General features: G+C 62.5%; 18 protein-coding genes and 1 tRNA gene. 11 read left to right on the top strand and 8 right to left on the bottom strand.

Annotated elements, in window-relative coordinates; all coding sequences use genetic code 11:
* Positions 1-128: 128 nt before the first annotated feature.
* Complete coding sequence (locus tag BLS26_RS32505) at positions 129-914, bottom strand: SDR family NAD(P)-dependent oxidoreductase (RefSeq protein WP_092516543.1); 786 nt, start codon at positions 912-914, stop codon at positions 129-131.
* Positions 915-1,051: 137 nt separating this feature from the next.
* Between BLS26_RS32505 and BLS26_RS32510 the strand changes: the two genes are divergently transcribed.
* Positions 1,052-1,774, top strand: a complete 723-nt coding sequence (locus BLS26_RS32510; RefSeq protein WP_092516544.1) for a histidine phosphatase family protein — start codon at positions 1,052-1,054, stop codon at positions 1,772-1,774.
* Positions 1,775-1,887: 113 nt separating this feature from the next.
* Complete coding sequence (locus BLS26_RS32515) at positions 1,888-2,655, top strand: SDR family NAD(P)-dependent oxidoreductase (protein WP_092516545.1); 768 nt, start codon at positions 1,888-1,890, stop codon at positions 2,653-2,655.
* A 149-nt stretch (positions 2,656-2,804) separates the two neighbouring features.
* Here BLS26_RS32515 and BLS26_RS32520 read toward each other — a convergent pair whose 3' ends face one another.
* Positions 2,805-4,028 (bottom strand): serine hydrolase, encoded by a 1,224-nt coding sequence (locus BLS26_RS32520; protein ID WP_092516546.1) that lies wholly within the window; start codon positions 4,026-4,028, stop codon positions 2,805-2,807.
* Between the two features lie 162 nt (positions 4,029-4,190).
* Between BLS26_RS32520 and BLS26_RS32525 the strand changes: the two genes are divergently transcribed.
* Positions 4,191-4,266 (top strand) — tRNA-Trp (locus tag BLS26_RS32525).
* A gap of 68 nt (positions 4,267-4,334) precedes the next feature.
* On the opposite strand, the gene BLS26_RS32530 is transcribed toward BLS26_RS32525, so the two are convergent.
* The 3 genes from BLS26_RS32530 to BLS26_RS32540 form a co-directional block, all read right to left on the bottom strand.
* Positions 4,335-4,526: a hypothetical protein gene (locus BLS26_RS32530; protein WP_092516547.1), complete on the bottom strand. Its 192-nt coding sequence runs from the start codon at positions 4,524-4,526 to the stop codon at positions 4,335-4,337.
* 168 nt (positions 4,527-4,694) lie between these two features.
* Positions 4,695-5,021, bottom strand: a complete 327-nt coding sequence (locus BLS26_RS32535) for a hypothetical protein (RefSeq protein ID WP_244541770.1) — start codon at positions 5,019-5,021, stop codon at positions 4,695-4,697.
* 164 nt (positions 5,022-5,185) lie between these two features.
* Positions 5,186-6,397 (bottom strand): ABC transporter substrate-binding protein, encoded by a 1,212-nt coding sequence (locus BLS26_RS32540; protein ID WP_244541771.1) that lies wholly within the window; start codon positions 6,395-6,397, stop codon positions 5,186-5,188.
* A 376-nt stretch (positions 6,398-6,773) separates the two neighbouring features.
* Between BLS26_RS32540 and secE the strand changes: the two genes are divergently transcribed.
* From secE to BLS26_RS32565, 5 genes are all read left to right on the top strand, one after another.
* Positions 6,774-6,965 (top strand): preprotein translocase subunit SecE, encoded by a 192-nt coding sequence (gene secE, locus BLS26_RS32545; protein WP_092516548.1) that lies wholly within the window; start codon positions 6,774-6,776, stop codon positions 6,963-6,965.
* Between the two features lie 20 nt (positions 6,966-6,985).
* Positions 6,986-7,516 carry a transcription termination/antitermination protein NusG gene (gene nusG / locus BLS26_RS32550; RefSeq protein WP_074828441.1) on the top strand — a complete coding sequence of 177 codons (531 nt, stop codon included), beginning with the start codon at positions 6,986-6,988 and terminating at the stop codon, positions 7,514-7,516.
* A 156-nt stretch (positions 7,517-7,672) separates the two neighbouring features.
* Positions 7,673-8,101 (top strand): 50S ribosomal protein L11, encoded by a 429-nt coding sequence (rplK, locus tag BLS26_RS32555; protein WP_007602986.1) that lies wholly within the window; start codon positions 7,673-7,675, stop codon positions 8,099-8,101.
* 6 nt (positions 8,102-8,107) lie between these two features.
* Positions 8,108-8,800, top strand: a complete 693-nt coding sequence (gene rplA, locus BLS26_RS32560; RefSeq protein ID WP_092516549.1) for a 50S ribosomal protein L1 — start codon at positions 8,108-8,110, stop codon at positions 8,798-8,800.
* A gap of 141 nt (positions 8,801-8,941) precedes the next feature.
* A complete protein-coding gene (locus tag BLS26_RS32565) occupies positions 8,942-9,895 on the top strand; it encodes a 2-hydroxyacid dehydrogenase (protein ID WP_092516550.1) in 954 nt (317 codons plus the stop codon).
* On the opposite strand, the gene BLS26_RS32570 is transcribed toward BLS26_RS32565, so the two are convergent.
* Genes BLS26_RS32570 through BLS26_RS32580 form a run of 3 tightly spaced genes read right to left on the bottom strand, consistent with a single transcriptional unit; the run spans position 9,874 to position 11,654 of the window.
* A complete protein-coding gene (locus BLS26_RS32570) occupies positions 9,874-10,767 on the bottom strand; it encodes a sigma-70 family RNA polymerase sigma factor (RefSeq protein WP_371360717.1) in 894 nt (297 codons plus the stop codon). The genes BLS26_RS32565 and BLS26_RS32570 overlap by 22 nt on opposite strands.
* A complete protein-coding gene (locus tag BLS26_RS32575; protein ID WP_092516552.1) occupies positions 10,739-11,284 on the bottom strand; it encodes a hypothetical protein in 546 nt (181 codons plus the stop codon). Before BLS26_RS32575 ends, BLS26_RS32570 begins: the two co-directional genes overlap by 29 nt.
* Positions 11,277-11,654, bottom strand: coding sequence for a hypothetical protein (locus BLS26_RS32580; protein WP_092516553.1), 378 nt, complete (start codon positions 11,652-11,654; stop codon positions 11,277-11,279). The genes BLS26_RS32575 and BLS26_RS32580 overlap by 8 nt, the downstream gene beginning before the upstream one ends.
* 680 nt (positions 11,655-12,334) lie before the next feature.
* On the opposite strand from BLS26_RS32580, the gene rplJ reads away from it, so the two are divergent.
* The 3 genes from rplJ to rpoB all read left to right on the top strand — a co-directional run bounded on the left by rplJ (position 12,335) and on the right by rpoB (position 17,879).
* Positions 12,335-12,853: a 50S ribosomal protein L10 gene (gene rplJ / locus BLS26_RS32585; RefSeq protein ID WP_092516554.1), complete on the top strand. Its 519-nt coding sequence runs from the start codon at positions 12,335-12,337 to the stop codon at positions 12,851-12,853.
* A gap of 52 nt (positions 12,854-12,905) precedes the next feature.
* A complete protein-coding gene (rplL, locus tag BLS26_RS32590) occupies positions 12,906-13,283 on the top strand; it encodes a 50S ribosomal protein L7/L12 (protein ID WP_092516555.1) in 378 nt (125 codons plus the stop codon).
* A 477-nt stretch (positions 13,284-13,760) separates the two neighbouring features.
* Positions 13,761-17,879, top strand: a complete 4,119-nt coding sequence (gene rpoB, locus BLS26_RS32595; protein WP_074828453.1) for a DNA-directed RNA polymerase subunit beta — start codon at positions 13,761-13,763, stop codon at positions 17,877-17,879.
* The last annotated feature ends 136 nt before the right edge of the window (positions 17,880-18,015 follow it).

The raw sequence follows: 18,015 nt of genomic DNA on the forward strand, positions 1-18,015 counted from the left end.
GCTATCTCATTCGTCATTGCGAGCGAAGCGAAGCAATCCAGCTTGTCGCGAAAAGAAAGACTGGATTGCTTCGGCGCTTCGCCCCTTGCACAAACGCTTTGCGTTTGTTGCAGGCAATGACGACCGGCCTAAATCGGCTTTCCCGCATACGGCATCGACGCCGTCAACCCGCCATCGACCGGGATCGCCTGGCCGTTGACATAGGACGCGTCGTCGCTCGCCAGAAACAATCCCATCGCCGCGAGTTCGTGCGGCTGGCCGGGGCGCTTCAACGGATTGAGCTGGCCGATCTTGTCCTGGGTGCCGCGTTCCTTGGCGCGGTCGAACACCGGCTTGGTCATGCCGGTCTCGATCAGGCCGGGGCAGACCGCATTGATGCGGACGCCGGTGCCGGACAGCGAGTAGGCGGTGGTCTGCACCAGGCTGATGACGCCGGCCTTGCTGGCGCCGTAGGGATGTCCACTGGCGCCGGCCTTGAGTCCCGCGACCGACGCCGTGCAGACAATCGAGCCGGACTTCTGCTTGATCATGTGCGGCATCGAATGCTTGATCGCGAGGAACGGCCCGATCAGGTTGATGCGCAGCACTTCCTGCCAATGCTCGACAGTCTGGTCGGGGATCGGCACCAGCCCGCCGGAGACGCCGGCGTTGGCCCAGATCGCATCGAGCCTGCCATATTTGGACACCGCCTTGTCGATGAAGGCTTTGACGTCGGCTTCCGAACCGGCATCCGCCATTACGGCCTCGACCGTGCCGCCGGCATCGCTGACCAGCTTGGCGGTTTCCTTCACGCCTTCGGCACGATCGACGATAACAAGTTTGGCGCCTTCCCTGGCGAACAACACCGACGCGGCGCGCCCGATACCGCTGCCGGCGCCGGTGATGATGACGGATTTGCCTTCGAGGCGGCCCATGAATCTCTCCCTTTAAGCGTATGTTGTCGGAGCTTCCGCCATGCGGAATTCAAACAAGATTTCAAACGATGAAGTCACTTGAGACGTCGCGTGCTCTGACGTACAGCGACAGCGAACAGTATTGAAGGGCCTTGACGATGTCCAATACCGACAAATCAGTTGCGGCTCCGAAAGCGGGTGTGGTCACGACGCGGTGGTGGTGGGTGCGCCACGCGCCGGTCCGCGAGGACAACGGCTGCATCTACGGCCAAAAGGATCTCGGCTGCGATACCAGCGACCGCGTGGTGTTCGACGCGGTCGGGAAAATCCTGCCGCGCAACGCTTCCTGGTATGCAAGCACGCTGAAGCGCACGCATCAGACCGCCGACGCGATCTGGGCCGCCGGTTTCCCCAAGCCGGCGTCGATGCCGCATGTGAAAGATTTCGCGGAACAACATCTCGGGGAGTGGCAGGGCATGAACCGGGCCGCGTTCCTCGCCAGCCGTCCGGCCGGCAGCCACTGGTTTGCCGCGATCGACGAAGCCGCACCCGGCGGCGAGAGTTTCATGGATCTCTATAACCGCACCTGCGGCGCGATCGTGCGCATCAACGCCGAGCAGGCGGGCAGGGACGTGATCGTCGTAGCACACGGCGGCACGATCAAGGCCGCCGTCGGTCTGGCGCTCGGCGGCCAGCCGGAAAGGGGGCTGGTGTTCGACATCGACAATTGCTCGGTGACGCGGCTCGATCATATCGCCAGCGACGGACACTCTGGCTGGCGGCTGCCGATGGTCAACCAGCAGCCGTGGATCGCGGATGCTTCGCACAACGCCATGCATCAGCCGGCGGGACCGGAGATTGCGCCTTCCAAGCTCGCTTGAGTTTGGCCGCGGTTGTCGAAGGCTGCAAAGGCTGCTTAGTTCGCAAAGACTGCTTATTTAAAAAGCGAAAAACCAAAACCGGCGCGGAGCTGGATCAACATCGGGAGAGAGACATGACCTTGTTCGATATGTCGGGAAAAGTTGCCGTCATCACCGGCTCGACGCGCGGTATCGGCCGCGCCATCGCCGAACGCATGGCCGAGCACGGCGCCAAGGTGGTGGTCTCCTCGCGCAAGCAGGACGTCTGCGACCAGGTCACCAAGGAGATCAACGAAAAGTTCGGCAAGGGAACGGCGGTCGCGATCGCGGCCAATATTTCCAGCAAGGAAAACCTGCAGAACCTCGTCAACGAATCCAAGCGCGCCTTCGGCAAGATCGACGTGCTGGTCTGCAACGCCGCGTCGAATCCTTACTATGGTCCGCTCGGTGGCATTTCGGACGATCAGTTCCGCAAGATTCTCGACAACAACATCGTCGCCAACAACTGGCTGATCAGCATGGTGGTGCCTGACATGATCGAGCGCAAGGACGGCTCGATCGTGATTGTGTCCTCGATCGGCGGCCTCAAGGGTTCGACCGTGCTCGGCGCCTACGCGATTTCGAAAGCGGCCGACATGCAGCTCGCCCGCAACCTCGCCTGCGAATACGGCAAGGACAACATCCGCGTGAACTGCATCGCGCCCGGCCTGATCAAGACCGATTTCGCCAAGGCGCTTTGGGACAATCCGGATACGCTGAAGGCGTCGACGGCGCGCTCGCCGCTGCTGCGCATCGGCATCCCCGACGAGATCGCGGGCGCTGCGGTGTTCATGGGATCCGCGGCCGGCGACTTCATGACCGGGCAGACCATCGTGATCGATGGCGGGGCTACGATTAGCTGAGGCGCAGCGCAGCCGCGACTTCGGTGTCATCACCCGCGAAGGCGGGTGATCCAGTAAACACCAGCGTCTCGATCATGATTGATGTCACGGCGTACTGGATGCCCCGCCTTCGCGGGGCATGACAGTGCTGGGCGGTGAAACGCTTCGCCTCACTCCACCGCCGCGTACACCAGATCCCGCAGCACCGCGCGAAGATATTCGCGCTGGCCGGGGCCCTGCATCATGAACACGCAAAACAGCTCCTCAGTGGGATCGATGAAGAAGAACGTTCCGGCCATTCCGCTCCAGAAGAACTGACCGCGCGAACCCGAGAACGGCGCCATGCCGTCGTGGGTTCGGACCGCGAAGCCCAAACCAAAACCATGACCGGCCGGCATCAGGGGCGAGTCGACCTTGACGTGGGGCCCGAGGTGGTCGGACGCCATCAGTTGCAGCGTCTTGCGGCCGACGATCCTGGTGCCGTCGAGCGAGCCGCCGTTGAGCAGCATCTGGCTGAAGCGCGCATAGTCCATCGTGGTCGAGACCAGTCCGCCGCCGCCGGATTCCATCACCGGCTTTTCCAGCATGTTGAAGAGCTGCACCTTCTCGCCGGTCCAGGGATCGGTCGGGAACGGTTCGGCGAGGCGGGCGGCGTTGGCCTCGGGGGTGTGGAACGCGGTCTCGGACATCTGCAGCGGCGTCAGGATGCGCTCGGTCAGGAACGCGCCGAGCGACTTGCCGGAGACGACCTCGATGAGGCGGCCGAGCACGTCGGTCGAGCGGCTGTAGTTCCAGGCCTCGCCGGGCTGGCAGACCAGCGGCATGCCGGCGATGATCGTGGCGTGTTCGGCATTGCTGATCTTGCGGCTGCGCAGCCGCGACTCCTTGTAGATCTGCTGGACGAGACCGTTGCCGGTGTGGTCGTAGGTCAGGCCCGAGGTGTGGCGCAGCAGGTCCTGGATCGTTGCCTGCCGTTTCACCGGGACGAGCTCGAGCTTGCCGTTGTTCTCGATGCCGACCTTCTGGTCGGCAAATTCCGGAATGAACTTGGCGACGGGATCATTGAGGATGAAGTGGCCGTCCTCGACCAGCATCATGATGCCGATCGAGACGATCGGCTTGGTCATCGAGAAGATGCGGAACAGGCTGTCGTGCGTCATCGGCGCCGAAGCCGCCGGGCTCTGCCGGCCGATCGCATCGAACCAGCCGATCTGGCCGCGGCGGGCCACCATCACCGTCGCACCGGGCAGGGTTCCCTTGTCGACCTCGCGCTTGAAGGCATCCGACATCCGCTGCAGGCGGATGGCCGAGAGCCCGAGCGCTTCCGGCTTGGCGTGGGGCAGGGAGGGGGTCTGCGGAGCGGTTGTTGGCCGGGCGGCGGTCTGGGCGTTCATGGTCTCTCCCGTTGCTCTTGTTGCTTATGAGGGAGGAAATTGACGCAGAAGCCGGGGCTTGGATAGGGGGTCTTGATGCCGGTGACAGCGCTTCACCCTTGCAATCGGGGCATGGCCTATGCTTGAAACGGCGCGAACTTGGGATAGATTCCAAGTCTCTGTAGGGGTGTAGCTCAGTTGGTAGAGTACCGGTCTCCAAAACCGGTTGTCGCAGGTTCGAGCCCTGCCGCCCCTGCCAATCAAATCTCCGGGTTAATCAGAGGCTTGGCCTGATTTTCGGACCCGATCCTTAAGTCGATTACGACACTAGCTGAAGAACGCCGCGACCACCGCCATGTCAGAGGCCGCAGCCTCGTGGCCACGCAGGGTCGCGTCGATCACCCGCCGGCACGCATCGACCGTGAGGGTGTCGCCTAGGTCGTTCGCCGCGTCGAGAACAGTCCAGACGGTATCGGCCGGAGATGCTTCCTGAACAGGTTGGGCTTGGCTGAGCGCCATGGTCGTCTCATGTCCCGTCAATATTGAGCGAAGACGCGCTTCGCGCCTTCGTTGGAACCCCGAGCCTGCCCACAAATTTTTAAGAACGCGCGTGCGCGCTCACTCGGATTTGAGACACCGCGTTAACTGGCGTTAACCAGTTGGGTTCGCGGGGCCCGGGTGACGTTCCTAATCCTCGTCGTCCTGTGGCGGTGGCGGTGGCAGGCGCTTGCGCGAGCCCCTCGGCGGTGGCGGCGGTGGCGGCGGCGGCGCGGCTTCCTGCGGCGGAAAGAACACATCGTAACAGGGCGGACTCAACCGTGGCCCGCTGGCGCGAAGGCAGGCCTCGACGCTTGTTGGGTCGAGCAAGTAGGCGCCGCAGAGCCGCATCGCGTCCGGCGTGCAGGCTTCACGCTGTTCGGGAGTTCCCTGATTGCTTTGAGCGAAAGAGGAAATCGGGATCACGAGGAAAAATGTCGCTGCGGCAAGACCGCAGCAAATGCGAGACGACGCCATTATTATTTCCTGCCCGTTGCGGGGATCCCCGGCCGCGGATCAGGCGATAAATCTGCGTCAACAAATTGGCGGTTCCACTGCCCTGGGACCTGCAAATATCGCCTGGACGGTTGCCTCCAAATTAGGCTGCAACCGTCCGGACCGATCACGGAGACGCGATGATGCTATTTAACCAGCGGGCAGCCGCCGTCCTTCATTGGCCGAAAAGCCTGATCGCCGGGCACTTCCGCCAGCACCTTGTAATAATCCCACGGCGCCTTGGACTCTTCCGGTTTCTTGACCTCGAGCAGGAACATGCTGTGGACCATGCGACCGTCCTCGCGCAGGAAACCGTTGTCGGTGAAGGCGTCGCGAACCGGCGTTGACCGCATCTTCTCCAGCACCGGCTTGGTGTCCCTTGTGCCGGCCGCCTTGACGGCGTTGAGATAGTGCAGCGTGGCGCTGTAGGTGGCGGCCTGGTTCATCGTCGGCATCCGCTTCATGCGTTCGAAGAAGCGTTTGCCGAAGGCGCGGGTGCGGTCGTTGAGATCCCAATAATAGGCCTCGGTGATGATCAGGCCCTGCGCCAGCTTCAGCCCGAGGCTGTGAATGTCCGAGATGAACATCACGATCCCGGCGAGGTTCTGGCCGCCGGCGACGATGCCGAATTCCGACGCCTGCTTGATGGTGTTGATGGTGTCGGCGCCGCCATTGGCAAGGCCGATGATTTTCGCCTTCGAGGCCTGCGCCTGCAGCAGGAACGACGAGAAATCCGCGTTGTTGAGCGGGGCGCGGGCGCTGCCGAGCACCTTGCCGCCGGCGGCGCGGACCACGTCGCCGGTGTCGCGTTCGATCGAATGGCCGAACAGATAGTCGGCGGTGATGAAGAACCAGCTATCGCCGCCGTTCTTGACGATGGCGCTGCCGACCGTGTGGGCATTGGCGTAGGTGTCGTAGGTCCAGTGCGCGGTATAAGGCGAGCAGGATTTTCCGGTGATGTCGGAACTGGCCGCATCGGTGACGATCATGATCTTTTCGAACTGCTTCGACATCTCCATGCCGGCGAGCGCCGTCGCTGACGTCGGCATGTCGATGATCATGTCGACGGCTTCGTTCTCGTACCATTTGCGGGCCAGGGAGGCTGCGACATCGGCCTTGTTCTGCGGGTCGGCCGTGATCAGCTCGATCGGCTTGCCGAACATGGTGCCGCCGAACTCCTCGATCGCCATTTTGGTGGCTTCGACATTGCCCGGGCCGCCGATATCCGCATAAACCGAGGAGAAATCGCCGAGCAGGCCGATCTTGAGCGGGGCGGGTTGCTGGGCCGTGGCCGGCCCGGCCAGGGCGGTGGTGAGGCCGATGGCCGCAAAAGTTGCCAGTTTCTTGGCGATATTCATGGTCGCTCCCGAGTGTTTTTGTGGTTATTCGGGGAGCATGACCGCGCGAGGTAGCCGCTGCAAGTGGGCCGAAGCTGCCACATGAAGCCACAGTGCCGGGTTCGGCTTCCGCTCTAAGACGTTGATATCCCTTGGGGCGACGTTACGAAGCGAAGGCCTTCAATTGCCCGCGGACCTTGACCTTTTGCCCGACTGGCAGTAGATACCCGCCACCTGCTGCCGGCCCGTTAAAACGGATATCCGGCGCGGCTTTAAATTCCCCCGAACAATCGAGCCCGCTTGGCGGCTCATCCTTCGAGAGAGGGCTGGGCGCTAGAGGGCTGTTCGGATTCACGTAAATCAAACATCGTCTCGTTGAGACGCGGATTACCAAACGATGGCTTTCAGCCCGTTCAAATTCCTGCAGGAAGTACGCTCGGAGACCGCCAAGGTCACCTGGCCGACGCGCCGCGAAACCACGATCACCACCATCATGGTGTTCGTGATGGTGGCGCTGGCTTCGATCTTCTTCTTCGCATCGGATCAGATCATTCGTTATCTCGTCACCTTGCTGCTGGGCGTCCACTGATGAGCACCGGGACCCAAACCATGGACAAGCGCTGGTATATCGTTCACGCCTATTCGAACTTCGAAAAGAAGGTTTCGGAGTCGATCCGCGAGCAGGCCAAGCAGCGCGGGCTTGAGGACCTGTTCGAGCAGGTGCTGGTGCCGACCGAAAAGGTCACCGAGGTGCGCCGCGGCCGCAAGATCGACGCCGAGCGAAAATTCTTCCCGGGCTACGTGCTGGTGAAGATGAAGCTGACCGACGAGGCGTTTCATCTGATCAAGAACACCCCGAAGGTGACGGGTTTCCTCGGCGCCGAAAACAAGCCGATGCCGATCTCCGAAGCCGAAGCGATGCGGATCCTGCACCAGGTGCAGGAAGGCGTTGAGCGTCCGAAGGCGTCGGTGTCGTTCGAAATCGGCGAGAACGTCCGCGTGGCCGATGGTCCGTTCGCGTCGTTCTCCGGCGTGGTTGAGGAAATTGACGAGGCGCGTTCGCGCGTGAAGGTCGCGGTGTCGATCTTCGGCCGTGCGACCCCGGTCGAACTGGAATTCGGTCAGGTCGAGAAGGTCTGAACGAAAGCGCGGAGCGCGTCTCCGTGTGGCGAAAGCGCGAAGCACGTCTTCGCGTAAACTAGGACGTGGGAGGAAGAGGGTGGTCGCCAACCGCTCTCGATCCGAACCACGAAACCTGAAACCGCCGGCTGCGGCCGGCACAACAGGAGTGATTAAATGGCAAAGAAAGTGACCGGATACCTGAAATTGCAGGTGCCGGCCGGTGCGGCGAATCCTTCGCCCCCGATCGGTCCCGCGCTTGGTCAGCGCGGTCTCAACATCATGGAATTCTGCAAGGCGTTCAATGCCCAGACGCAGAAGGAAGAGAAGAACACCCCGATTCCGGTGGTGATCACGATCTACGCCGATCGTTCGTTCACCTTCGAGATGAAGACCCCCCCGATGTCGTTCTTCCTCAAGCAGGCCGCCAAGATCCAGTCCGGTTCGAAAGCCCCGGGCCGCGACAAGGCCGGCGCGGTGACCAAGGCGCAGGTGCGCGAAATCGCCGAGAAGAAGATGAAGGATCTCAATTGCGACTCGATCGAGTCGGCCATGAAGATGGTCGAGGGCTCTGCCCGTTCGATGGGTCTGGAAGTGGCGGGGTAACGGGTCATGGCAATCGGAAAACGTTTGAGCAAGGCCCGCGAGGGCGTCGATCGCGAGCACCTTTATCCGCTCGCGGAAGCCATCAAGATGGTCAAGGAACGCGCCAAGTCGAAGTTCGACGAGACGATCGAGATCTCGATCAATCTCGGCGTCGATCCGCGTCACGCCGACCAGATGGTTCGTGGCGTCGTCAATCTGCCGAACGGCACCGGCCGCACGCTGCGCGTCGGCGTGTTCGCCCGTGGCGCCAAGGCTGACGAAGCCCGCGCTGCCGGTGCTGACGTCGTCGGCGCCGAAGACCTGGTCGAGAAGGTGCAGGGCGGTGCGATCGACTTCGATCGTTGTATCGCAACCCCCGACATGATGCCGCTGGTCGGCCGCCTCGGTAAGGTGCTCGGCCCGCGCGGCATGATGCCGAACCCGAAGATCGGCACCGTGACGATGGACGTCGCCACCGCCGTGAAGGGCGCCAAGGGCGGCTCGGTCGAGTTTCGCGTCGAGAAGGCCGGCATCGTGCAGGCCGGCATCGGCAAGGCCTCGTTCACCGAAGAGAAGCTGGTCCAGAACGTCAAGGCGCTCGCGGATGCGGTCTCCAAGGCGAAGCCGGCCGGTTCCAAGGGCACCTACATCCAGCGCGTGGCGGTCTCCTCCACCATGGGTCCGGGCGTCAAGGTCGAGCCGGGTACGATCCTCGGCTAAGGCCGTTGCCGATCTTCGGCTAACGTCCTCGCGTTACCAATGAATATAAAGGGCGGAACCGGGAGACCGGTTCCGCCCTTTGCGTTTGGCGCGCGCTTTGCGTAATCGTCGCGGTGCCGGAGTTAGCAAGAAAGAACAACAATGCCCGATAAGGTGCTGGTCTATTCGCGGTTCCCCAAAGCCCAGATGGTGCGGTTCGGCGAGCGCTTCGAACTGATAGACGCCGCGGGCAAGCGGTTGAATGACGTTTTCACCGCCGAGCAACTCTCCGGTATTCGCGCGGTTCTCACCGCAGGCGGATCACCCTTCAGCGCGGAGACCATGGACCTGCTGCCGAAGCTCGGCGCCATCGTCTGCTACGGCACCGGTTATGACGGCATCGATCTGGCGGCGGCCGCCAAACGCGGCATCGCCGTAGGCAATAGCCCAGGGGCGAATGCGGCCTCCGTTGCCGACATCGCCATGATCCTGATGCTGGCGGTCACCCGGCGCTTACTGGTTGCCGACGACTATGTGCGGAGCGGAAGCTGGTCCGGCGCCAAACCTTCGCCGGCAATGCGGCCGCAAGCCGGCATGCCCGGCCGCAAGATCGGCGTCTACGGCATGGGTGAAATCGGCCGCAAGATTGCCGCGCGCGTCGCCGCCTTTGAAACCGAAGTCGGATATCACAGCCGCAGCAAGCACAACGTGCCATACCAGTATTTTCCGACGCTGGAAGCGCTGGCCGAATGGTGCAGCGTGCTTGTCATCGCGGTGCGGGCAGGGGCGGATACCGAGCACGTCGTCAACGCGAATATCCTGCAAAAGCTCGGCAAGGACGGTTACGTCGTCAATATCGCCCGCGGTTCGGTCATTGACGAGCCTGCGCTGATCGCGGCGTTGACCGATGGGACCATCGCCGGCGCCGGTCTCGACGTCTTCGCCAAGGAGCCGCACGCGCCGGGCGCGCTGACGGCGTTGCCGAATGTGGTGCTGAGCCCGCATCTCGGCGGCCATACGCTGGAATCGCACGTGGCGATGCAGGACTGCGTGATCGCTAACATTGAGGCGTTTTTTGTCGGCAAACCGCTGCCTTATGCGGTGACGTCAGGCTGAAGGTGCCGGAGCTTGTCGGGATTGCGCACGATATAGATGGCGGCGATCCGCTCGCCGTCGATCGCCATGCTGACGGCGTGGTCGAGCTCGCCGTCGAGATAGAGCAGGGCGCCGAAGGCCCCGTTGATTATCGCCGGTTCGATGCGGATATCGTGCCCGGCATTCTTGGCGGTCACGCCGATGAAGAAGCGGGCGATCTTGTCGGCGCCCATGATCGGGTTGAGTGCAGCCGTCTTGCGGCCGCCGCCGTCGGTGATCGCAACCGCATCCTCGCACAGCAATTCGGCCAGACGCGCCACATTGCCGCTGGTCGCCGCTTCGCTGAAAGCCATAAGTAGGCGGGCGTGATTGTCCGGCGTCGCCGCGGGCGTTGGGCGTTCGTCGCGCACCGCGCGGCGGGCCCGGGTCGCCAGTTGCCGGCAAGCCGCCTCGGAGCGGTCGAGCATGGACGCGACCTCGGAAAACGGCGTGTCGAAGACGTCGTGCAGCAGGAACGCGGCACGCTCCATCGGCGACAGCCGGTCGAGCGCCAATAGCAAGGCAAACGAAAGGTCGTCGGCCAGCTCCGTCGCCGCGTCGGCCGAAAGACCTTCGGCGTCGCAGACCGGCTCCGGCAGCCACGGCCCGACATAGACTTCGCGCTGGGTCCTGGCGCTCTTCAGCCGGTCGAGGCAAAGCCGGGTCACGATGGTGACTAGAAAGGCCTCAGGGTTCTGAACGCCTTCCGCGCCGGCGAAGCGCAGATAGGCATCCTGCACGATGTCTTCGGCGTCGCTGCGGCTGCCGAGCATGCGATAGGCGAGCCCGAGCAGGCGCCCGCGATGGGGCGCCAACGGATCGGCGTCAGGCGGCCTGTTTGATGACATCGACATGGTGTCCGTCCACGGTGACCCTGCGACACTCCTTGGCATAGCCGAGCCCCGCCTTCACCATCGGGAACATCCGGCCCATCTGCAGCGCCATCGTCAAATCGATAACGCCTTTTGGGCCCCATTGGGCGCGAACGGCATCACAAAATTCCCCGTCCTCGGCCGACCGGCGCACCACAGCGTTGGCAAACCTGAAGGCGAGGCGGGTGGTGTCGTGCATCGCGCGCGGATCACGGCGCAGGACCGCCTCGATCTGGTCCTTCGACATGCCGGCTTCCAGCGCCATGTCGACGCACAACTGCGCGCAGGGTCCGCAGTCCTCCGCCAGGGCGCCGACGATCTTGGCCGCGAAGCTGGCTTCGACCGGAACCACTTCGCGATGGCTCGACGCCTTCATCAGGGACGCGAATTTGAAGAATGCGGCCGGCGACTCGCTCAGCATCATCTCCAGATAGCTGGTGTCGTAACCGTAACGTTTGGCCGTTGCGCGCAGCATGCGGCGCGCGATCCAACTACGCATGGGATTCTCCTTGAGTTGGGAAAGCGGAATAAAGCGCGAGGGCCGACGGCAGGACGATTGCGACAAGGTCGAACCCCGCCTGGTGGTCGTGTCCGCCGATGATCGCGACCAGATGAATCAGGGCGTGGGCGGCGAGGAAGCCGGCGCCTGCGACCGCGGCGGGCCAGTATCGCGGCCGCCAGGCCCGCGCGGCGAGGGCGAGGCCGGCGACCAGGAACGCTACGCCAATGTCCTGGACGAAATGCGGGTTGAACGGCCCGGTTTCGGAGACGCCGGGAACGCTGGCGTACCAGAACGGACCGGCGACGAGCATCGTCAGCCCATTGAAGAGGGTGGGGATGGCGAGAATGGCTGCTATCAAGCGCTGCATGGGAATGGGAACCTCCTGCAGCCCCAGACGAGCGAGGCGGTCCCGGTGTGACAGCCCGGACCGAAAAAGTTTGAACCCCCTTTGTTCCCAGCGGTCTTTGTTCCCAAGCCGTCTTTGTTTCCAACCCTCTTTGTTCCCGTGTCCGCCGCGGCCTGAATTTTGCTTTTCAAGCCGGATAGGACTTGGCAAGCCGGTCAAGACTCGGTAGATAACCGCTTCCGGGCGTGCTGGCCGTTGCTGGCACGTCTGTGCTCGCATTCCGAAAACCCGATACGGTAGGAGATCATTCCTTTCAAGACATCCGCTTTGGATTGCTCGAAAGGAAGGGGATCCGTCGTCCCGGTGGAATGAGAGCAGGGGCTTTCCGTTCGCGGATCGCCTCGATCCTGTCCGAGACTGCAGGCGCCCGCGCGAAACGAAAGTTTTTCAACGGCTTAATCGCATGGCCTGCATAGACGGGTGAAGACCGAATTTCGCTTTGCGCTGCTTGCTGCGGCGTTGGTTGATTTGGTTCGAACCTCGACACCCCGCGCCATCTGGTTCGGGAGGGCAGGCTTTTCAAATGTCGTCTTGCCCGACGTGTCCGTGGACGGTGTCCAGAGGTCAGGTTTTGGGTGAGACGATGGGTGCAACCCGGCGGTCTCGCTCTCGCGAAGGCCGCCAACCGGAGAGAGCTTGCTGTGGAAAGAGCGGCAAAAAAGGACGCGGTTGAGGCGTTGAACGGGGTCTTTAAGGCCACGAGCGTCGCAGTCGTCGCCCACTATTCCGGCCTCACCGTGGTCCAGATGCAGAAGCTGCGCATGCAGATGAAGCAGGCGGGCGCGTCGGTGAAGGTCTCGAAGAACCGTCTCGCCAAAATTGCTCTTGAAGGCACGGATGTCGTTGCCATCGGTTCCCTGCTGAAGGGACCGACCGTGATCGCCACTTCTGACGATCCGGTAGCGGCGCCGAAGGTTGCCGTCGAATTCGCCAAGACGAACGAACAGTTCGTCATTCTCGGCGGCTCGATGGGTAAAACCGTCCTGGATGTGAACGGTGTGAAGGCACTTGCCTCGCTGCCGTCACTCGATGAACTGCGCGCGAAGATTGTCGGCCTCCTGGTGGCGCCGGCGACCAAGATCGCTCAGCTCTCGACAGCGCCCGCGGCCAAGCTCGCGCGCGTCATTCAGGCCTATGCCTCAAAGAGCGAAGCGGCCTGACCCTTCGCAATTCAAACCTGGTTCGAACCAATACGTTTAAGGAAACAGATCAATGGCTGACTTACAGAAAATCGTCGACGACCTCTCGAGCCTGACCGTGCTCGAAGCTGCCGAGCTCGCAAAGCTCCTTGAAGAAAAGTGGGGCGTGTCCGCCGCTGCCGCCGTTGCGGTTGCCGGTCCGGCCGGTGGTGGCGCTGCCGCCGCTGCAGTTGAAGAAAAGACCGAATTCACGGTCATGCTGGCTGCGGCCGGCGACAAGAAGATCGAAGTCATTAAGGAAGTCCGCGCCATCACCGGCCTGGGCCTCAAGGAAGCCAAGGACCTCGTCGAAGGCGCGCCCAAGGCTGTCAAGGAAGGCGTGAACAAGGACGAAGCCGAGAAGCTCAAGGCCCAGCTCGAAAAGGCCGGCGCCAAGGTTGAGCTGAAGTAACGCAAGTTACTTCGGCGAAATCCGGGTCTTGCTTGTCAGATTTGGCGAGCGTAGCGAGACCCGGGATCTCTCTGTCCAGACTCAGTGCGATGGGGTAACCCAGCGCACAGCGTACACAAAAAAGTGTGGGGATTCGCGGGGTTAGCCCCTCGAATCTCCACGAATCCCGCCCCATATCGGGGCGGCAGCAGGAAAACACGGTAGGCGTTGGGGACGGCAGGGTCCTTGGCGTAAGCCGTTGGGAGACAGTCAAATTTCGGGCTTTTTCAGTCCGTGAAGCGGCAAGTTGTGACGGGCGGGTGCAGGCATGCGCCCCGCGCGTCGTTTTGCGTTTTGAAGGTCTAGAGAACGGATTCAGGAGTTAATTCCTGAAATTGGGCTTTGTTCCTTTTGAGCGATTCGAAATTCAACCCGGGGGCGGCGGCAGTCGCGCTTCGGATGGTTCGCCCATCAGGGCGGCGAAAATGAGAGGCCACGATGGCGCAGCAGACATTCACCGGTCGCAAACGCATTCGCAAGTTCTTCGGACACATCAAGGAAGTCGCCGAGATGCCGAACCTCATCGAGGTTCAGAAGGCGTCCTACGACCAGTTCCTGATGGTTGACGAACCCCCGGGCGGGCGGCTGGACGAGGGCCTGCAGGCGGTGTTCCGCTCGGTGTTCCCGATTTCGGATTTCTCGGGCACCTCGATGCTGGAATTTGTCCGCTACGAATTCGAGCCGCCGAAGTATGACGTCGACGAGTGCCGCCAGCGCGGCATGACCTATGCTGCGCCGCTGAAGGTGACGCTGCGCCTGATCGTGTTCGATATCGACGAGGAAACCGGCGCCAAGTCCGTCAAGGACATCAAGGAGCAGGACGTCTACATGGGCGATATCCCGCTCATGACCATGAACGGCACCTTCGTCGTCAACGGCACCGAGCGCGTCATCGTTTCGCAGATGCACCGTTCGCCGGGCGTGTTCTTCGACCACGACAAGGGCAAGACCCATTCGTCCGGCAAGCTGTTGTTTGCCGCGCGCGTGATTCCGTATCGCGGTTCCTGGCTCGACATCGAGTTCGACGCCAAGGACATCGTGTTCGCGCGCATCGATCGCCGCCGCAAGATTCCCGTGACCTCGCTGATGTACGCGCTCGGTCTCGACGGCGAGACGATCCTGTCCACCTTCTACAAGAAGATCTCCTACAAGCGCGGCAAGGAAGGCTGGCGCGTGCCGTTCGACGCCAACCGTTTCCGCGGCTACTCGACCGTCAACGACCTGATCGACGCCGATACCGGCAAGGTCGTGCTCGAGGCCGGCAAGAAGCTCACCGTGCGCGGTGCGCGTCAGATGCAGGAAAAGGGCCTCAAGGCGCTGCGCATGACCGACGAAGAGTTGGTCGGCAACTACCTGGCCGAGGACCTCGTCAACCCGAAGACCGGTGAAATCTACGCCGAGGCCGGCGAGGAGCTCACCGAGAAGTCGCTGAAGGCGCTCAACGAGCAGGGCTACAAGGAACTGCCGCTGCTCGACATCGACCACGTCAATGTCGGCGCCTATATCCGCAACACGCTGCATGCCGACAAGAACATGACGCGTGAAGACGCGCTGTTCGACATCTACCGCGTGATGCGTCCCGGCGAGCCGCCGACCATCGACTCGGCCCAGACCATGTTCCAGTCGCTGTTCTTCGACAGTGAGCGCTACGACCTGTCCGCGGTCGGCCGCGTCAAGATGAACATGCGCCTCGAACTCGACGCGCCCGACACCCATCGCACGCTGCGCAAGGAAGACATCCTGGCCGTCATCAAGACGCTGGTCGACCTGCGCGACGGCAAGGGCGAGATCGACGACATCGACCATCTCGGCAACCGCCGGGTGCGTTCGGTCGGCGAACTGATGGAAAACCAGTACCGCATCGGCCTCTTGCGCATGGAGCGCGCGATCAAGGAGCGGATGTCCAGTGTCGATATCGACACCGTGATGCCGCAGGACCTGATCAACGCCAAGCCGGCGGCCGCCGCGGTGCGCGAGTTCTTCGGCTCGTCGCAGCTGTCGCAGTTCATGGACCAGACCAACCCGCTGTCGGAAATCACCCACAAGCGCCGTCTCTCGGCGCTTGGACCGGGCGGTCTGACCCGCGAGCGCGCCGGCTTCGAGGTGCGCGACGTGCATCCGACGCATTACGGCCGTATCTGCCCCATCGAAACGCCGGAAGGCCCGAACATCGGCCTGATCAACTCGCTGGCGACGTTCGCGCGCGTCAACAAGTACGGCTTCGTCGAAACGCCCTATCGCAAGATCAAGGATGGCCGCGTCACCGACGAGGTCGTGTACCTCTCGGCGATGGAAGAGGGCCGGTATCGCGTCGCGCAGGCCAACGTGCCGCTCGATGCCAAGGGCCGCTTCACCGAAGACCTGATCGTCTGCCGTCACGCCGGCGAAGTGCTGCCGATCACGCCGGACAAGGTCGACTACATGGACGTGTCGCCGAAGCAGCTGGTTTCGGTCGCCGCGGCGCTGATCCCGTTCCTCGAGAACGACGACGCCAACCGCGCGCTGATGGGCTCGAACATGCAGCGCCAGGCGGTGCCGCTGGTTCGCGCCGAGGCGCCGTTCGTCGGTACCGGCATGGAAGGCGTGGTTGCCCGTGACTCGGGTGCCGCGATCGCGGCGCGCCGTTCCGGCGTGATCGACCAGATCGACGCCACCCGCGTCGTCATCCGCGCCACCGAAGATCTCGATCCCACCAAGTCGGGCGTCGATATCTACCGGCTGATGAAGTACCAGCGTTCCAACCAGTCGACCTGCATCAACCAGCGTCCGCTGGTGAAGGTCGGCGACGTCGTCAAGAAGGGCGACATCATCGCCGACGGTCCCTCGACCGATCTCGGCGAACTCGCGCTCGGCCGCAACGTGCTGGTCGCGTTCATGCCGTGGAACGGCTACAACTTCGAAGACTCGATCCTGCTCTCCGAGCGGATCGTGAAGGACGACGTCTTCACCTCGATCCACATCGAGGAGTTCGAGGTGATGGCCCGCGACACCAAGCTCGGCCCTGAGGAAATCACCCGCGACATTCCGAACGTTTCGGAAGAAGCGCTGAAGAACCTCGACGAAGCCGGCATCGTCTACATCGGCGCCGAAGTCCGCGCCGGCGACATCCTGGTCGGCAAGATCACGCCAAAGGGCGAAAGCCCGATGACGCCGGAAGAAAAGCTCTTGCGCGCCATCTTCGGCGAAAAGGCTTCCGACGTCCGCGATACCTCGCTCCGCGTGCCCCCCGGCGTGCAGGGCACGATCGTGGAAGTGCGCGTGTTCAACCGGCACGGCGTCGACAAGGACGAGCGTGCGTTGGCGATCGAGCGGGAAGAGATCGAGCGTCTGGCCAAGGACCGTGACGACGAACAGGCCATCCTGGATCGTAACGTCTACGGCCGTCTCGCGGAGCTCTTGGAAAACCGCCAGGGCGTCGCGGGTCCCAAGGGCTTCAAGAAGGACACCAAGATCACGCGCGCCGTGCTCGACGAGCATCCGCGGTCGCAGTGGTGGATGTTTGCATCCCCCAACGACAAGCTGATGACCGAAATCGAGGCGATGCGGAAGCAGTACGACGAATCGAAGAAGGGCCTTGAACAGCGCTTCCTCGACAAGGTCGAAAAGCTGCAGCGTGGCGACGAACTTCCGCCCGGCGTGATGAAGATGGTCAAGGTCTTCGTCGCGGTGAAGCGCAAGATCCAGCCCGGCGACAAGATGGCCGGCCGTCACGGCAACAAGGGCGTCGTGTCCAAGATCGTTCCGATCGAGGACATGCCGTTCCTCGAGGACGGCACCCATGCCGACATCGTGCTCAATCCGCTCGGCGTGCCTTCGCGCATGAACGTCGGACAGATTCTGGAAACGCATCTTGGCTGGGCCTGCGCAGGCATGGGCAAGAAGATCGGCCAGACCATCGACGCCTACTATCAGAGGCAGGATCTCAAGCCGTTGCGCGAGACCCTGAAGAAGATCTACGGCGACGATGAAACCATCAAGACGATGAACGACAGCGAGTTGATGGAGCTTGGCCGCAACCTGAGCCACGGCGTGCCGATCGCGACGCCGGTGTTCGACGGCGCCAAGGAAGCCGACATCGAGGAGATGCTGAAGCTCGCGGGCTTCGACGCCTCCGGCCAGTCGACCGTCTTTGACGGCCGCACCGGCGACACCTTCGACCGCAAGGTGACGGTGGGCTACATCTACATGCTGAAGCTGCACCATCTGGTCGACGACAAGATCCATGCGCGTTCGATCGGTCCGTACTCGCTCGTTACCCAGCAGCCGCTGGGCGGCAAGGCGCAGTTCGGTGGACAGCGTTTCGGCGAAATGGAGGTGTGGGCGCTGGAAGCTTACGGCGCGGCCTACACGCTGCAGGAAATGCTGACCGTGAAGTCGGACGACGTCGCCGGCCGTACCAAGGTGTACGAGGCGATCGTTCGCGGCGACGACACGTTCGAGGCCGGTATCCCGGAATCGTTCAACGTGCTGGTCAAGGAAATGCGCTCGCTCGGCCTCAACGTCGACCTGCACAATTCCAAGGTCGGCCCGACCCCGACGTCAGAGGCTGCCGAGTAACGCCTAAAGATTCCTGTCCGGCGCAAAGCGCGAATTCTTTCGCGAGTTTGTGCCGGACATTCGCGCTTCTCCCGGACGTTGAGAAAAGCGCGCGCGACCCAAGAATTTCGAATTTGCTGCCGGTGACGATCGGCAC

Source organism: Afipia sp. GAS231 (genome assembly GCF_900103365.1).
In the GTDB taxonomy this organism is placed as follows: Bacteria; Pseudomonadota; Alphaproteobacteria; order Rhizobiales; family Xanthobacteraceae; genus Bradyrhizobium.